This window comes from Cronobacter sp. EKM101R (assembly GCF_963888145.1).
GTDB lineage: Bacteria > Pseudomonadota > Gammaproteobacteria > Enterobacterales > Enterobacteriaceae > Cronobacter > Cronobacter turicensis.
In genome coordinates this window covers 598,557-613,778 of record NZ_CAWPHW010000001.1, presented here as the reverse complement: position 1 = coordinate 613,778, position 15,222 = coordinate 598,557, and the positions used below count along the sequence as shown (strand labels likewise).

15 protein-coding genes are annotated in these 15,222 nt (G+C 57.5%); 8 read left to right on the top strand and 7 right to left on the bottom strand.

Going from position 1 to position 15,222, the window contains the following annotated elements:
* Nucleotides 1-37 precede the first annotated feature (37 nt).
* Nucleotides 38-1,096, bottom strand: a complete 1,059-nt coding sequence (locus AACV31_RS03015; RefSeq protein WP_165154460.1) for an aldo/keto reductase — start codon at nucleotides 1,094-1,096, stop codon at nucleotides 38-40.
* A gap of 126 nt (nucleotides 1,097-1,222) precedes the next feature.
* Here AACV31_RS03015 and AACV31_RS03010 point away from each other — a divergent pair, with 126 nt between their 5' ends.
* Both AACV31_RS03010 and AACV31_RS03005 read left to right on the top strand, forming a co-directional pair.
* On the top strand, nucleotides 1,223-2,128 hold the full coding sequence (locus AACV31_RS03010) for a LysR substrate-binding domain-containing protein (RefSeq protein ID WP_165154462.1): 906 nt from the start codon (nucleotides 1,223-1,225) through the stop codon (nucleotides 2,126-2,128).
* A gap of 263 nt (nucleotides 2,129-2,391) precedes the next feature.
* A complete protein-coding gene (locus tag AACV31_RS03005) occupies nucleotides 2,392-4,122 on the top strand; it encodes a potassium/proton antiporter (protein ID WP_007762188.1) in 1,731 nt (576 codons plus the stop codon).
* A 72-nt stretch (nucleotides 4,123-4,194) separates the two neighbouring features.
* Here AACV31_RS03005 and dadX read toward each other — a convergent pair whose 3' ends face one another.
* Entirely contained in the window at nucleotides 4,195-5,265 is a 1,071-nt protein-coding gene (gene dadX, locus AACV31_RS03000; protein WP_165154464.1) for a catabolic alanine racemase DadX, read from the bottom strand.
* Nucleotides 5,266-5,277: 12 nt separating this feature from the next.
* Nucleotides 5,278-6,576, bottom strand: a complete 1,299-nt coding sequence (locus AACV31_RS02995) for a D-amino acid dehydrogenase (protein WP_075198510.1) — start codon at nucleotides 6,574-6,576, stop codon at nucleotides 5,278-5,280.
* A 323-nt stretch (nucleotides 6,577-6,899) separates the two neighbouring features.
* Here AACV31_RS02995 and AACV31_RS02990 point away from each other — a divergent pair, with 323 nt between their 5' ends.
* Complete coding sequence (locus AACV31_RS02990; protein WP_165154466.1) at nucleotides 6,900-8,435, top strand: SpoVR family protein; 1,536 nt, start codon at nucleotides 6,900-6,902, stop codon at nucleotides 8,433-8,435.
* 61 nt (nucleotides 8,436-8,496) lie between these two features.
* Here the strand turns inward: AACV31_RS02990 and fadR are convergent, their stop codons facing one another.
* Complete coding sequence (gene fadR, locus AACV31_RS02985) at nucleotides 8,497-9,216, bottom strand: fatty acid metabolism transcriptional regulator FadR (RefSeq protein ID WP_007762197.1); 720 nt, start codon at nucleotides 9,214-9,216, stop codon at nucleotides 8,497-8,499.
* Between the two features lie 210 nt (nucleotides 9,217-9,426).
* Between fadR and nhaB the strand changes: the two genes are divergently transcribed.
* From nhaB to yncL, 4 genes are all read left to right on the top strand, one after another.
* Nucleotides 9,427-10,989: a sodium/proton antiporter NhaB gene (nhaB, locus tag AACV31_RS02980; RefSeq protein WP_165154468.1), complete on the top strand. Its 1,563-nt coding sequence runs from the start codon at nucleotides 9,427-9,429 to the stop codon at nucleotides 10,987-10,989.
* A gap of 136 nt (nucleotides 10,990-11,125) precedes the next feature.
* On the top strand, nucleotides 11,126-11,659 hold the full coding sequence (gene dsbB, locus AACV31_RS02975) for a disulfide bond formation protein DsbB (RefSeq protein ID WP_007762200.1): 534 nt from the start codon (nucleotides 11,126-11,128) through the stop codon (nucleotides 11,657-11,659).
* A gap of 465 nt (nucleotides 11,660-12,124) precedes the next feature.
* Nucleotides 12,125-12,355, top strand: coding sequence for a hypothetical protein (locus tag AACV31_RS02970; protein ID WP_075198509.1), 231 nt, complete (start codon nucleotides 12,125-12,127; stop codon nucleotides 12,353-12,355).
* A gap of 163 nt (nucleotides 12,356-12,518) precedes the next feature.
* Entirely contained in the window at nucleotides 12,519-12,611 is a 93-nt protein-coding gene (yncL, locus tag AACV31_RS02965) for a stress response membrane protein YncL (protein ID WP_071601081.1), read from the top strand.
* Nucleotides 12,612-12,792: 181 nt separating this feature from the next.
* On the opposite strand, the gene AACV31_RS02960 is transcribed toward yncL, so the two are convergent.
* The 3 genes from AACV31_RS02960 to AACV31_RS02950 all read right to left on the bottom strand — a co-directional run bounded on the left by AACV31_RS02960 (nucleotide 12,793) and on the right by AACV31_RS02950 (nucleotide 14,378).
* Nucleotides 12,793-13,239 carry a YcgN family cysteine cluster protein gene (locus AACV31_RS02960; protein ID WP_007762202.1) on the bottom strand — a complete coding sequence of 149 codons (447 nt, stop codon included), beginning with the start codon at nucleotides 13,237-13,239 and terminating at the stop codon, nucleotides 12,793-12,795.
* Between the two features lie 88 nt (nucleotides 13,240-13,327).
* Nucleotides 13,328-13,987, bottom strand: a complete 660-nt coding sequence (locus tag AACV31_RS02955) for a fumarylacetoacetate hydrolase family protein (RefSeq protein ID WP_041923652.1) — start codon at nucleotides 13,985-13,987, stop codon at nucleotides 13,328-13,330.
* A 115-nt stretch (nucleotides 13,988-14,102) separates the two neighbouring features.
* A complete protein-coding gene (locus AACV31_RS02950) occupies nucleotides 14,103-14,378 on the bottom strand; it encodes a YcgL domain-containing protein (protein ID WP_015741562.1) in 276 nt (91 codons plus the stop codon).
* A 125-nt stretch (nucleotides 14,379-14,503) separates the two neighbouring features.
* On the opposite strand from AACV31_RS02950, the gene minC reads away from it, so the two are divergent.
* Nucleotides 14,504-15,202: a septum site-determining protein MinC gene (gene minC, locus AACV31_RS02945; RefSeq protein WP_041923653.1), complete on the top strand. Its 699-nt coding sequence runs from the start codon at nucleotides 14,504-14,506 to the stop codon at nucleotides 15,200-15,202.
* Nucleotides 15,203-15,222: the final 20 nt, after the last annotated feature.

The following is a 15,222-nucleotide window of genomic DNA, read 5'->3' as shown; positions in this document are numbered from 1 at the left end:
AGTGGATTTTACGCACGCGCATCAAGCGCCTGACGGGTTAGTGATTCTCTGCATGAATGCCCGCGGGTTGTGGGTAGCGCTGGGCCTCCTGCCGCGCAATCATCCATGCCGGATAATGCGGCGGCAGCGCGCTTACCGTATCAAGACGCGCCCGTTCTTCAGCGGTAAGCGTAATGTTGCTCGCGCCAAGATTATCGGTGAGCTGCTCCTGCCGTTTTACGCCGATAATGACGCTGGTGACCGCAGGGCGGGCAAGGAGCCAGGCGAGCGCTATCTGGCTGACCGATACCGAACGCGCCTGTGCGATAACCCGCATTTCGGCGACGCATTGCCAGGCCAGACCGCGGTCGACGGGCGGGAAATCGAAGGTGCTGCGGCGCGCATCGCTCGCGTCGGGGGCGCCCGGCCCGAATTTGCCGGACAGCAAGCCGCCCGCGAGCGGTGACCAGACGAGAAGCCCCAGATTTTCCTCGCTGACCAGCGGCACCAGTTCGCGCTCAATGTCGCGGCTGGCAATGGAATAATAGGCCTGTAATGTTTCAAAGCGCGTGGCATGAAGCGCCTCGCTCAGGCCCAGCGCTTTACCGAGGCGGCCAGCGGCCCAGTTGGAGACGCCGACATAGCGAACCAGGCCCTGGCGGGTCAGATCGTCAAGCGCGCGCAGCGTCTCCTCAACCGGCGTGACGCTGTCGCTGGCGTGGATCTGGTATAAATCGATATGGTCGACCTGCAACCGTTCCAGGCTCCTTTGCACAGAATCCATAATATGCCCGCGCGACGCGCCCCGATCGTTAGGCCCTTTCCCCATCACGCCGCCGGTTTTGGTCGCGAGAATAATGTCGCTGCGCGCCACGCCGAGTGCCTTCAGCGCAATGCCTGTAATGCGTTCCGACTGGCCGAAGGAGTAAATATCAGCGGTATCAATAAAATTAATGCCGCCCGCCAGCGCCTGCGCGATGAGCTGGTTGGCCTCTTCCTGCGCGACCGCGCCGATGGAAGACCACACGCCCGCGTCGGCGTTGCCGCCGAGCGTCATCGTGCCGAGGCACAGTTCTGACACGAACATGCCTGTCCGTCCGAGTTGTTTATATTTCACACAATGGTCCTTTTTGCAGGAGCGCCTGACGCTCTGGTTGTCCGTCGGTGTGAAAACAGTCTATTAAGTATTAAAATCGGTATAAATACGCTAAAAAAGAACACACTGTTACTTGCGAGAAGAACAATGAAAAACCTTGAGCCGCTGATGATTTTTGCGCGCGTGGCGGAAATGAAGAGCTTTACGCAGGCTGCGGAAAGCTTAGGGATCCAGAAAGGCCGCGCCTCCGTGGTGGTGCGCGAGCTTGAACAGGAGATAGGCGCCACGCTTCTGAACCGGACCACCCGCACGGTGCAACTGACGCAAGAAGGACAGGCGTTTTATACCCGCGCGCGCGATCTGCTCGCGGAAGCCGACGAGCTGAAATCCATGTTTTCTCAGAGTAAGACGGCGCTTCGCGGGCGCTTACGGGTCGATATGCCTGCGGTGTTAGCGGAAAACATGGTGATCCCTGCACTGCCGCAGTTGCTGGACGCCCACCCGGAACTCGAACTGGAGCTTTCCTGCACCGATCGCCGGGTCGATCTGATTCAGGAAGGATTTGACTGCGTGATCCGCCTCGGGCCTGTCGTTGATGAAACGCTGGTTGCCCGGCCGCTCGGAAAATTACGCATGGTTAATGCCGCAAGCCCGGACTATCTGGCGCGCGTCGGCGTACCGCAGACGCTGGAGGATCTTACCCGCCAGGGGCACCGGATGGTGCATTACATGCACCGTTTTGGCTCAAAGCCGTATGGCTGGGAGTACCCGACAAAAGAGGGGTATGCCTCGCTGATGCTGCCGGGCGCGGTAAGCGTCAACAACGTACAGGCGTATCACCGGGCGGGACTGGCGGGCCTGGGCCTGATTCAGGGCGGCTATTCCACCCTCGCGCCTTATATGGCGCGCGGCGAGTTAGTGGAAGTCCTGCCCGAGCTCCCTCCCGAGCCGCTGGATGCGGCTTTTGTCATTGCGCACCGGCGCAATTTATCGCAGCGCGTCAGAGCCTTCATGCGCTGGACGGAAGAGCTCCTGCAACCATGCTTCGCGTGATGCCAGTCAGCGCGACAGCGGACCAGGCGCGTTCAGACGCCCGGCAGACGTAAGACAAATCCCGAACTGTCGATGAACATCGCATCCCGGCTTAAAACGTTGCGAAATGCTAACCGGCGGGTCGGCGCCATCTGTTACCCTGAAGATAACGATCCACTCGGAAACACCCGGAAAAGGTCATTCACCGTGCTAATTAAACCGATTGATTCATAATTAGTATGTTAAGTTTTTAAAAAACCCATCAGCAGAGGAGAGTGCGCACGTTGGACGCCGGGACGATAATTAGTCTTTTTATTCTGGGTTCGGTACTGGTCACCTGCAGTATCCTGTTAAGTTCATTCTCGTCACGTCTTGGTATCCCCATTCTGGTGATTTTCCTGGCTATCGGCATGCTTGCGGGCGTGGATGGCGTGGGCGGAATTCCGTTTGACAACTACCCTTTCGCGTATCTGATAAGTAACCTGGCGCTGGCCGTGATCCTGCTTGATGGCGGGATGCGTACCCAGGCAAGCTCGTTCAGAGTCGCCCTCGGGCCTGCGCTGTCGCTCGCGACCGTCGGGGTGCTGATTACCTCGGGGTTGACCGGCATGGCCGCCGCGTGGCTGTTTCATCTGGACATCATGGAAGGGCTGCTGATTGGCGCGATAGTCGGCTCCACCGACGCTGCGGCGGTCTTCTCGCTGCTCGGCGGCAAAGGCCTGAACGAGCGCGTCAGCTCTACGCTTGAGATTGAGTCCGGCAGTAACGATCCGATGGCGGTGTTTCTCACCATCACGCTGATTTCGATGATTCAGGAACATGAAACCGCGCTGAGCTGGATGTTCCTGGTACACATTATTCAGCAGTTCGGGCTCGGCATACTCATTGGCCTGGGCGGCGGCTGGCTGCTTTTGAAAACCATCAACCGTATTCCACTGCCTTCCGGGCTCTACCCGCTGCTGGCGTTAAGCGGCGGCATCATGGTCTTCTCGGTGACAACGGCGCTGGATGGCAGCGGCATTCTGGCGGTTTACCTGTGCGGCTTTGTGCTCGGCAATAAACCGATCCGTAACCGCTACGGCATTCAGCAAACCTTTGACGGCCTGGCGTGGCTTGCGCAGATCGGCATGTTCCTGGTGCTCGGCCTGCTGGTGACACCGTCACATCTGCTGCCTATCGCCATCCCGGCGCTGCTGCTGTCGCTGTGGATGATTTTCGTTGCCCGTCCGCTCTCTATCTTTACCGGACTGCTGCCGTTTCGCGGGTTCAGCCTGCGCGAACGTGTGTTTATCAGCTGGGTAGGCTTGCGCGGCGCGGTGCCGATTATTCTCGCCGTCTTCCCGATGATGGCCGGACTTCCGCGCGCGAATCTGTTCTTCGACGTGGCGTTCTTCGTGGTGCTGGTGTCGCTGCTCTTCCAGGGCACGACGCTCGGCTGGGCCGCGAAAAAGGCCAAAGTGGTGGTGCCGGAAGTGGGTCGCCCGCAGTCGCGCGTGGGGCTGGATATTCACCCGGAAAACCCGTGGGAGCAGTTTGTTTACCAGCTGAGCGCTGATAAATGGTGCGTCGGCGCGGCGCTGCGCGACCTGCATATGCCAAAAGAGACGCGCATCGCGGCGCTGTTTCGTGAAAATCAGCTGATGCACCCGACCGGCAGCACCCGCCTGCGTGAAGGCGATGTGCTGTGCGTGATTGGCCGCGAGCGCGACCTGCCTGCGCTTGGCAAGCTGTTCAGCCAGTCACCGCCGGTGGCGCTCGACCAGCGGTTCTTCGGCGATTTTATCCTCGAAGCGGACGCGAAATTCTCCGATGTGGCGTTTATCTACGGGCTGGACGACCAGTCGGCGGTGGATCAAAACCGCACCATCGGCGAGGTGGTGCTGGCGCTGATTGGCGCCGCGCCTGTCGTGGGCGATCAGGTGGATTTCGCGGGCATGACGTGGACGGTGGCGGAAAAAGAAAACAACCAGATCCGCCGCATCGGCCTGAAAGTGGCCGAAGACGACGACGAATAACCGCCTGCTGCAATACATAAAAGCAAAAGGGAAACCCGTGGGTTTCCCTTTTTTATGGCCTTCGTTACGCCTTTAGCGTGTGCTGACCGGCACGCGCGGCGCCAGCGCGCACATCAGCTCATACCCGACCGTGCCGCAGGCCGCGGCGACATCGTCAATTTTAATCTCGTTGCCCCACAATTCCACCGGACTGCCGATGCCCGCCTGCGGGCAGGGCGTGAGATCGACCGTCAGCATGTCCATCGAGACGGTGCCGATGATCCCGGTGCGCACGCCGTCCACCAGCACCGGCGCGCCGTCCGGCGCATGACGCGGATAGCCGTCGGCGTAACCGCACGCCACAATCCCGATACGCTGCTCGCCCGTGGCGCGGTAACGGCTACCGTAGCCGACGGTATCGCCCGGCTTGAGGGTCTGCACGCCGATAATCTCGCTTTTCAGCGTCATCACCGGTTGCAGGCCGCTGGTGGCGATATCGCGCCACTGCCCGCTCGGCGATGCGCCGTAGAGCACGATGCCGGGGCGCACCCAGTCGAAATGCGCCTGCGGATGCCAGAGCGCGGCGGCGGAGTTGGAGAGCGAGCGCGGCGCGTCAATGCCTTCCGCGGCCTGCTCAATGCGCACCATCGCCGCGTCGATGCCGTCCGGCCGGTCGGCGTCGGCGAAGTGCGCCATCAGGGTTATCTGCCCTACGTTGGCGATCGCTTTCAGCTGCTGCCAGATACTGTGGACCCGCTCCGGCGTGAAGCCCAGGCGGTTCATGCCGCTGTTGATTTTGAGATAGACATCCAGCGGGGCGTTTAGCTTCGCCCCGGCCAGCGCTTTTAACTGCCAGTTGCTGTGTACGCTGGTGGTGAGCCGGTATTTATCGAACAGCGGCAGTTCATCGGCGTGAAAAAAGCCTTCCAGCATCAGGATCGGGCCTTTCCAGCCGCGCTCGCGCAGCAGAATCGCCTCTTCGAGATTGAGCATCGCAAAGCCGTCGGTGGCGCCCAGCGCCGACCAGACGCGGTCGAGCCCGTGGCCGTAGGCGTTCGCCTTGACCACCGACCAGACGCGCGACCGGGGGGCTGCGCGACGCACCACTTCCAGGTTGTGACGCAGAGCCTGCAAATCCAGGCTCGCCTGTATCGGACGAGACATGCGGGTTCCTTATCAGGGGTGCGCGCCGTGCAGGCGATGGGAAGACGACGGCGTAAAGCCGGGCGCGTAACGGGCGACCGACAGATCCTCGAACGGAATCGCGGGCGTGCGACCAGAGATAATATCGCTCAAAAGCTGGCCGGAGCCGCAGGCCATCGTCCAGCCGAGCGTGCCGTGGCCGGTATTGAGCCACAGGTTTTTAAATTCGGTGCGCCCTACCACCGGCGTGCCGTCCGGCGTCATCGGGCGCAGGCCGGTCCAGAATTTCGCCTGTTCGATATGTCCGCCGCGCGGGTAGAGATCGCGCACGACCATTTCCAGCGTCTCCTGACGCGGCTTCAGCAGCTCGGTGTTAAAACCGACGATTTCAGCCATACCGCCGACGCGGATACGGTCATCAAAGCGCGTAATGGCGATTTTATAGGTTTCATCAAGTACCGTGGAGACCGGCGCGCCGGTTTCATCGGCAATCGGAATAGTGAGCGAATAGCCCTTCAGCGGGTAGACCGGAATATCCACGATACCTTTGAGCATGGCGGTGGAATAAGAGCCGAACGCCATCACATAGCCATCCGCCTTAATGATTTCCTCACCGCATTTCACGCCGTAAATCCGCTGGCCTTCAGAAAGCAGCCGGTCCACCGGCGTGTTGTAGCGGAATACCACGCCTGCCGCTTCCGCCATCTGCGCAAGGCGCGTGGTGAAAAGCTGGCAGTCGCCGGTTTCGTCGTTCGGCAGTTGCAGCCCGCCGGTGAGCTTATGCGCCACTTCCGCCAGCGCCGGTTCAACCTGCGCCAGTTCAGCGGCTTTCAGCAGGCGGAACGGGACGCCTTCGCTCTCCAGCACCGCGATATCGCGGGAGGCGTTTTCATACTGCTGCTCGGTGCGGAACAGTTGCAGCGTCCCGCCCTGGCGGCCCTCATACTGGATGCCGGTAGATTCGCGCAGCGCTTTTAAGCAGTCGCGGCTGTATTCCGCGAGCCGCACCATGCGGCCTTTATTCTGCATGTAGTGGCGGGTGTCGCAGTTGCGCAGCATCTGCCACATCCATTTGAGCTGAAAATGCGTGCCGTCAAGGCTGATGGCCAGCGGCGCGTGACGCTGGAACATCCACTTGATGGCTTTCAGCGGCACGCCGGGCGCGGCCCAGGGCGCGGCATAACCGGGCGAGATCTGGCCGGCGTTGGCGGCGCTGGTCTCCAGCGCCGGGCCCGGCTCGCGATCGATAACCGTCACTTCGTGCCCCGCCTGACGTAAATACCAGGCGCTGGCGACGCCGACAACTCCACTCCCCAGCACGACTACATGCATGTCCTCTTCCTTCTCAGGCTAAAGAATAATTAACTGATTACAAATTGATAACCCAGAAGAAAATATTATTCAACATATGGCTTTTTTATGGTGAAGCCACTCACAACTTTCCCCGCCACAGCGGGGATAGCGCTTTCAGGATCTCCTGCTTCCCTTCCCTGCCCGGCAAAATATAATGCTGTTGAGACCGCCGTTTACCGACAGGCTGGCTCAGAAAATCGCGCAGAAAAAATTTTTGCCGTGGCGCTGATAAGTCGGGGGTGATCTATGCTTGACATTAAGGCTCTCCCCGGATGAGAGCCGCTAACAATGAGGGCGCGCTGATGGCTACCGTAACTGATTCCCTGAAAAAGGATACCCAACGTCTGAGCGACGGGCCGGACTGGACATTTGAGCTACTGGATGTCTATCTCGCTGAAATCGATCGCGTGGCGAAACTCTACCGGCTGGACACTTACCCGCATCAGATTGAGATAATTACCTCTGAACAGATGATGGACGCTTACTCCAGCGTCGGGATGCCGATTAACTACCCGCACTGGTCGTTCGGTAAAAAGTTCATTGAGACCGAGCGGCTCTATAAGCATGGTCAGCAGGGGCTCGCCTACGAGATTGTGATTAACTCCAATCCGTGTATCGCGTATCTGATGGAAGAGAACACCATCACCATGCAGGCGCTGGTGATGGCGCACGCCTGTTACGGCCACAACTCGTTTTTCAAAAATAATTACCTGTTCCGCAGCTGGACCGACGCCAGCTCGATTGTCGATTACCTGATTTTCGCGCGCCACTACATTACCGAATGCGAAGAGCGCTACGGCGTTGATGAAGTCGAAAAGTTGCTGGATTCGTGCCATGCGCTGATGAACTACGGCGTCGACCGTTACAAACGCCCGCAGAAAATCTCGCTCCAGGAAGAGAAAGCGCGCCAGAAAAGCCGCGAAGAGTATCTGCAAAGCCAGGTCAATATGCTGTGGCGCACGCTGCCAAGACGCGAAGAGGAGAAAGCCGTCGAGGCGCATCATCGCTTTCCGGTCGAGCCGCAGGAAAACCTGCTCTATTTTATGGAGAAAAACGCCCCGCTGCTGGAGTCGTGGCAGCGTGAGATCCTGCGTATCGTGCGTAAGGTGAGCCAGTATTTCTACCCGCAGAAACAGACCCAGGTCATGAATGAAGGCTGGGCGACGTTCTGGCACTACACCATCCTGAACCATCTCTACGATGAAGGGAAAGTGACCGATCGCTTTATGCTGGAATTTCTGCACAGTCACACTAATGTGGTGTTCCAGCCGCCCTACAACAGCCAGTGGTACAGCGGCATCAACCCGTATGCGCTCGGTTTCGCCATGTTCCAGGATATTAAACGTATCTGCCAGAACCCGACCGAAGAAGACCGTCACTGGTTCCCGGATATCGCAGGCTCCGACTGGCTGCAAACGCTGCATTTCGCGATGCGCGATTTCAAAGACGAAAGTTTTATCAGCCAGTTCCTGTCGCCGAAAGTGATGCGCGATTTCCGCCTCTTTACGGTGCTGGATGACGATCGCAACAACTATCTGGAAATTGAAGCGATCCATAACGAAGAGGGCTACCGGGCGATTCGCAACGAGCTGTCGGCCCAGTACAATCTGAGCAACCTGGAGCCGAACATTCAGGTATGGAACGTCAACCTGCGCGGCGACCGCGCGCTGACGCTGCGCTACATTCCGCAACACCGCGCGCCGCTCGATAAGGGCCGCCGCGAAGTGCTGAAGCATGTGCATCGCCTGTGGGGTTTCGACGTGCTGCTTGAGCAGCAAAATGAAGACGGCAGCGTGGAGCTGCTGGAGCGCTGCCCGCCGCGGATCAACACGCTCTGACGCCCGCGGCAACAAAAAAGGCTTCCCGAAGGAAGCCTTTTTTATGCCTGCGCGCCGTCCATTACCGGCTGTGCATCGCCAGATCGCCCGGCAGGTTTTTCTGCATCCGGTGCCAAATCTCGCCGCTCTCGCGCCCGTAAGTTCGCACCACGTCGTAGACCTGATCGTGCTGCCCTTCGCGTGAAAGCGTGCCGAGCTTATGGTAAAAGCCCAGCGCCAGACTGCGCGCTTCCGGATTCGAGAAATAGTGGCGGCCGATGCGGGTGTAGAGCCCTTTCATGCCGTTGAGGATAAGCCCGTAAATCGGGTTGCCCGAGGCAAACGCCAGACCGCGGAAAATGTTGTAGTCCAGCTCCGCGAAAGCGTCAGCGTGATCTTCCACTTCATCCGCCGTTGCGAGCACTTCACGTGCGCGTTCCGGGTGCATACGCAGCGCGGTGCGAATAAAAATCGTCGCGATGTTGGTGCGCACGGACAGCAGATTGTCGATAAGTTGCGGCACGCTTTCGTGATCGAGACGCGCCAGCGTTTCGAGAATATTGAGGCCCGAAGTTTCCCAGAAGTTGTTTACTTTCGTTGGCTTACCGTGCTGGATAGTCAGCCAGCCGTCGCGTGCCAGGCGCTGTAACACTTCGCGCAGGGTGGTGCGCGTCACACCAATCAGTTCAGAGAGTTCGCGTTCAGCAGGCAGAATAGATCCCGGAGGGAAGCGGTTATTCCAGATGCTTTCAACAATGTACTCTTCCGCGAAACCCGCCGGGCTCTGCGCCTTAATTACCATAATGAGCTTCCAATACACCTAAGATGCAAAATTCACTCATCATACCAGACGCGCCGGGGCGCAGATAGCATGACGAAATGTAAAAAAAGGGATCGTGGTTCGGTTTTTAACAATCCCCACCGGCCCGCCATACGCGCCTGCGGCTTGATCGCCGCACCACTGCCGGGTACCCTGACATGTTAACGAAAAATAACCGTAAAGGATCATGGCATGGAAATTTCATATGGCCGGGCGTTGTATCGTAACTTTTTAGGACAATCTCCGGACTGGTACAAGCTTTGTTTACTTGGCTTTTTGATTATTAATCCTTTGGTTTTCTGGGTAAGCCCCTTCGCGGCGGGCTGGCTGCTGGTGATTGAGTTCATCTTCACGCTGGCGATGGCGCTGAAGTGCTACCCTCTGCTGCCGGGCGGGCTGCTGGCGGTAGAGGCGCTGTTTATCGGCATGACCAGCGCCGAGCATGTGCGCGAAGAGGTGGCGAATAACCTCGCCGTGGTGCTGCTGCTGATTTTCATGGTGGCGGGCATCTACTTTATGAAGCAGTTGCTGCTACTGATTTTTACCCGTCTGCTGCTGGGCATCCGTTCTAAAACCCTGCTCTCGCTGGCGTTCTGTTTTGCGGCGGCGTTTCTCTCCGCCTTCCTCGACGCGCTGACGGTGGTCGCCGTCGTTATCAGCGTGGCGGTAGGTTTTTACGGCATCTACCATCGCGTCGCGTCTCATGGTGAAGAGGAACAAGAGCTGGTGGACGACGCGCAGCTTGATGAAGAACGTCGCGCCACGCTTGAGCGCTTTCGCGCGTTTCTGCGCAGCCTGATGATGCATGCGGGCGTCGGCACCGCGCTTGGCGGCGTGATGACGATGGTCGGCGAGCCACAGAACCTGATTATCGCCCACGCAGCCGACTGGGGCTTCGGAGACTTCCTGCTGCGCGTCGCGCCAGTGAGCGTGCCGGTGTTTATCTGCGGCATCCTCACCTGCATCCTGGTGGAAAAAACCAAATCCTTCGGGTACGGCGAACCGCTGCCGGAGCCGGTGCGTAAGATCCTGCGCGAGTATGACGACAAGAGCCGCCAGAAGCGCACCCGTCAGGACACCATGAAGCTGATTATTCAGGGCCTGATCGGCGTGTGGCTGATTGCCGCGCTGGCGCTGCATCTGGCGGAAGTGGGTCTGATTGGCCTGTCGGTGATTATTCTCGCCTGCTCGCTGTGCGGCGTAACCGATGAGCACGCTATCGGCAAAGCCTTTACCGAAGCGCTGCCTTTCACCGCCCTGCTGACGGTGTTCTTCGCCATTGTGGCGGTGATTATCGACCAGCATCTGTTCGCGCCGATTATCGCGTATGTGCTGGAAGCCACGCCGCATAATCAGCTGTCGCTGTTCTATCTCTTTAACGGCCTGCTGTCGTCCATTTCCGATAACGTATTTGTCGGCACGGTCTATATCAACGAAGCGAAAAGCGCGCTGCAACAGGGCGTTATCGACGCTAAGCAGTTTGAAATGCTGGCGGTGGCGATTAACACCGGCACCAATCTGCCGTCCGTCGCCACCCCGAACGGCCAGGCGGCGTTTCTGTTCCTGCTGACCTCCGCGCTGGCGCCGCTGATTCGCCTCTCTTATGGCCGCATGGTCTGGATGGCGCTGCCGTATACGGTGGTGCTGACGCTGGTGGGCCTGGCCTGCGTGCAGTACACGCTGGTGCCGTTCACCGACTGGCTGCTGCAAAGTGGCTGGGTCAGCACGCCCGGCGTGACGGCGCTGCTGCATTAACCGCAAATCGGGCCCGCGAGGCCCGATTTTTTGTTTATGCGCATAGGTTTAATGGGTTATTTTTGATGTCGCTAGTGGCGTCAAACAGGTTTTCGTTTACACTGCCGGTTCAACGCAGATTGCAGAGATAATCATTATGTTGCGATATTTAAACCAGTGTTCGCGTGGGCGCGGCGCATGGCTGTTGCTGGCGCTCACCGCTTTCGCGCTGGAAATGGTGGCGCTGTGGTTCCAGCATGTCATGATGCTGAAGCCGTGCGTGTTATGTATTTATGAACGTTGCGCGCTGTTCGGCGTCATGGGCGCAGGGCTTGTGGGAGCCATTGCACCGAAAACCCCGTTACGCTTTGTGGCGATGGGTATCTGGATCTACAGCGCCTGGAAGGGCCTGATGCTCGCGTGGGAACACACGACTATCCAGCTGCACCCCTCGCCGTTTGTCACCTGCGATTTCGCGGCACGCTTCCCGTCCTGGCTGCCGCTCGATAAGTGGCTGCCGCAGGTATTTGTCGCCAGCGGCGACTGCGCTGAGCGCCAGTGGTCATTCCTGACGCTGGAGATGCCGCAGTGGCTGGTCGGCATTTTCGCCGCCTATCTGCTGGTGGCCCTGCTGGTGCTGCTCGCGCAGGCATTCAAACCGAAAAAACGCGATCTCTTCGGCCGCTACTGAGCCCGTCTCTTTAGCGACGCACCCCGCCCACCGCGCTCCGGCCGGTGGGCGTTTTTTTTAGGTCACGCGCAGACAATCCCTGTGCCGCCTGGCTTGTTCCGGGCTGGAGCACCTATACTGAAAAGGTGTTTGATTAACGACAGGAGAACGTGATGAATAAGTATCCACTTAACGTCGAAAAAGATGATCCGAACGAAGCACCGGAATCTGGCGATAAAAGACCCAGTCCGAATCAGAAGTAATCATAAGGTCGCTCAGGCGGCCTTTTTTTAACCCGTTTTCTTACAATTGCTGGATTATCAACCAAAAACCGCTTACGTAACTTTACGGTTAAAAACAAAGCCTTAATTACCACTACAATAGATATAGACTATTGGTTCAATCACTATAAAAAGGTGAATTGTATCAAGCAGACAGATGTGTTATTTCTGTGGACAGATGATTTTGCTAAGCCCTTTCAGCCCTATGAACCCACTGATTCTTCGCAACGATGTTTACATCAAAGCCGTACTCACCCCATCCGGCGCCTTGCGTGGCGTGTCGATTATTCGACAGCCGGGTAATGAAACCTGGATGACGATTATCGCGCAGCCGTGTGAACATCTTGAGGAACAAATTGCGCGTTTTTTATCCCTCAATGCCGATGAGCACGCTACGCTGCGTCAGTTCCTTGAACCTTTATGCGAACCAGAATGATCGGTTATTCATCTTCAATTAATGAAAATGCAATTATTCAGTAATGCTTAAGAAATATCTCAGAGAAGCCTGAGCGAATAATCTGATTTTTAAAAATTGCAGATGCGTCGCAATAAACAATAGCTATACTCCCTGTGTCTTAAAAACATGTCCGGAGTATTGTATGGAGATTTCAAGCAGAACTGCGGTTTTACTTAACCTGTTCGCCTTTGCTGGTCTACTCCTTTCCTTATCCGTCAGGTTTGGCTGGCTCTGAGAGGCGACCTGAGCCTCACCGCCGTCAACAGTCTCTCGCGCGACGTGTCCCCCGCTCCGGCGGTGAAAAAACATACCACGTTAACGGCTCGGATAAAAAAAGCCGCTAATTAAGAGCGGCTTTTTTATGCGTATTATTTAGTGCGGGGATATTCCCTGCGGTCAGAAAATATCAGCTGAGATTATTCCGCCCAATCCGGCTTATTTAAGATATGGTCCTGCCAGTCGCGCACTTCCGATTCTTTCACCGCAATATGGCGCACCGAAATACGTTCGGCGTGCATCGCGGCTTTTGAGCCGGCGCGCAGCGGGTGCCACTGCGGCAGGTTTTTCCCTTCGGCCAGCAGACGGTAAGCGCAGGTGGGCGGCAGCCACTCGAAGGTCGGCAGGTTATCGCGTGTCAGCTTGATGCAGTCCGGCTCATACTCGAAGCGCCGTTCATAGTTGCGGCACTGGCAGGTTTTGATATTAAGCTGACGGCAGGCGACGTTGGTGAAGTAGATTTCGTCGGTGTCTTCATCCATCAGCTTATGCAGGCAGCACTGACCGCACCCGTCGCAGAGCGATTCCCACTCGGCGTCGCTCATCTCATCCAGGGTTTTACGCTGCCAGAAAGGGGTTTCGGTCATAACAGTGTCCGCGCATCAAAAATTAAGCTGCACCTTATAAACACTCTGGCGCCAGGATGCAAGTTTTGCCGCCCCACGGGCGGCATCTTTACAGAACCCGTGTGGTCAGGGTGTGATCGTCAAAGGCGATGTCCAGCGCGTCGCCGCTGTTGAGCGGGCCGACGCCTTCCGGCGTCCCGGTGAGGATCACATCCCCCGCGCGCAGCGTGAAGAAACGGCTCATATAAGCGATAAGCGGCACGATCTTATGGATCATATCGGCGGTGTTGCCGCTCTGGCGCACCTCGCCGTTCACGCGCAGGCTGAGCGGCGTGTTTTGCGGATCGCCTGCAAACTCCCCTGCCGGGATAAACCCGGAAATCGGGCAGGCGTTATCAAACGCTTTCGCCTTCTCCCACGGCTGCCCGGCCTTTTTCATTTTGCCCTGAATATCGCGAAGCGTGAGATCGAGCGCAACACCATAGCCCGCTATCGCTTTGGCGACATGCTCTTCGCTCGCCTGACGGAGCGTTCCGCCAATCAGCACCGCCAGTTCGACCTCGTGATGCACCGAGCCGAGACCCTGCGGCAGCACGAGCGGCTGGCGCAGATCGCACAACGCGGTTTCAGGTTTGATAAACAGCACCGGCTCTTCCGGCGTGGCGCTGCCCATCTCCTGAATATGCTTTGCGTAGTTGCTGCCGACGCAAACGACTTTGCTGACCGGGTAGTCAAGTAGCGCGCCCTGCCAGTGATGATGTTGATACATAGCGTCCCTCTGGGTTCGATGGTAAGACAGTACGTAACTATTCGTCCCGGCCGCGCAAAAAGTCAAACCGCGCGCGTCGCTACAAAAAAAGCGCCGTATGAAACGGCGCCTGGGACTATTTTTTACCGAGCGATTCGAGATGCTGTTTTAGCAAATTTTCCGGCGGCGGCGGCATCTGTAAATAATAGCCCTGATCTTTTAACGCCTGTTTCACTTTTTCGAGATCGGCGTTGGCTAATTTTTTACGACCGTCCAGCGGAAGCATCATGGTCATAATTGGCTGGCCGAAACCGGCCAGCAATTCTTCCGGCACTCGCGAAAAATCGTCTTTTTTTTCAACATAAAGATAAGTTTGTTCGCGGCGCGCGCTTCGATAGATCACACAAAACATGTTTTTACTCTAATTTAGCCAGATGGTTACTTGCCTGAATATAAGGCTGACTATAACATGCCTGATGTGCTTCGGAATATCATCCCACTGCGGTGGGGATTTAAACTGAATTGAGTAAGGCCAGGATGTCAAACACGCCCATCGAGCTAAAAGGCAGTAGTTTCACCTTATCAGTGGTTCATTTGCATGATGCTCACCCCGAGGTTATTCGCAAGGCGCTTGAAGAAAAAATTGCTCAGGCGCCGGCCTTTCTCAAAAATGCGCCGGTGGTAGTGAATGTTGCAGGGCTTGACGGGTCGATAAACTGGCAGCAGTTACATCAGACGTTTATCGACAGCGGCCTGCACCTGGTCGGCATCAGCGGCTGTCAGGATGACGCGCTGAAAGCGGAAATCGCTCGTGCGGGCCTTGCGCTGCTGACCGAGGGAAAGGCCAGCGCGCCGCGCGCCGCAAAGCCCGCTGAAGCGCCTGTACCGCCTGCCCCGGCGGCAGCGCTGCGTACCCGGTTAGTGGATCTGCCGGTGCGTTCCGGCCAGCGGATCTACGCGCCGGGCGCCGATCTGGTGGTCACAAGCCACGTCAGCGCGGGCGCGGAGCTTATCGCTGATGGCAATATTCACGTCTATGGCACCATGCGCGGGCGCGCCCTCGCCGGTGCCAGCGGCGATAAAGAAGCACAAATTTTTTCAACAAATCTCGCGGCGGAACTGGTTTCCATCGCCGGGGTTTACTGGCTGAGCGATCAAATCCCGGCCGAGTTTTACAACAAAGCGGCACGCCTGCGTCTGGCCGACGGCGCGCTGACGGTTCAACCATTAAATTAAGCCCTTTTAACAAGGAATTC

Excerpts from the sequence above, each read along its gene's own strand:
- AACV31_RS02970 (WP_075198509.1), top strand. The coding sequence starts at position 12,125 with ATGAACCCACTGATTCTTCGCAACGATGTTTACATCAAAGCCGTACTC.
- minC (WP_041923653.1), top strand. The coding sequence starts at position 14,504 with ATGTCAAACACGCCCATCGAGCTAAAAGGCAGTAGTTTCACCTTATCA.
- AACV31_RS02990 (WP_165154466.1), top strand. The coding sequence starts at position 6,900 with ATGGCTACCGTAACTGATTCCCTGAAAAAGGATACCCAACGTCTGAGC.
- yncL (WP_071601081.1), top strand. The coding sequence starts at position 12,519 with ATGGAGATTTCAAGCAGAACTGCGGTTTTACTTAACCTGTTCGCCTTT.
- AACV31_RS02950 (WP_015741562.1), bottom strand. The coding sequence starts at position 14,378 with ATGTTTTGTGTGATCTATCGAAGCGCGCGCCGCGAACAAACTTATCTT.
- AACV31_RS02995 (WP_075198510.1), bottom strand. The coding sequence starts at position 6,576 with ATGCATGTAGTCGTGCTGGGGAGTGGAGTTGTCGGCGTCGCCAGCGCC.
- AACV31_RS02955 (WP_041923652.1), bottom strand. The coding sequence starts at position 13,987 with ATGTATCAACATCATCACTGGCAGGGCGCGCTACTTGACTACCCGGTC.
- nhaB (WP_165154468.1), top strand. The coding sequence starts at position 9,427 with ATGGAAATTTCATATGGCCGGGCGTTGTATCGTAACTTTTTAGGACAA.
- fadR (WP_007762197.1), bottom strand. The coding sequence starts at position 9,216 with ATGGTAATTAAGGCGCAGAGCCCGGCGGGTTTCGCGGAAGAGTACATT.
- dsbB (WP_007762200.1), top strand. The coding sequence starts at position 11,126 with ATGTTGCGATATTTAAACCAGTGTTCGCGTGGGCGCGGCGCATGGCTG.
- AACV31_RS03010 (WP_165154462.1), top strand. The coding sequence starts at position 1,223 with ATGAAAAACCTTGAGCCGCTGATGATTTTTGCGCGCGTGGCGGAAATG.
- dadX (WP_165154464.1), bottom strand. The coding sequence starts at position 5,265 with ATGTCTCGTCCGATACAGGCGAGCCTGGATTTGCAGGCTCTGCGTCAC.
- AACV31_RS02960 (WP_007762202.1), bottom strand. The coding sequence starts at position 13,239 with ATGACCGAAACCCCTTTCTGGCAGCGTAAAACCCTGGATGAGATGAGC.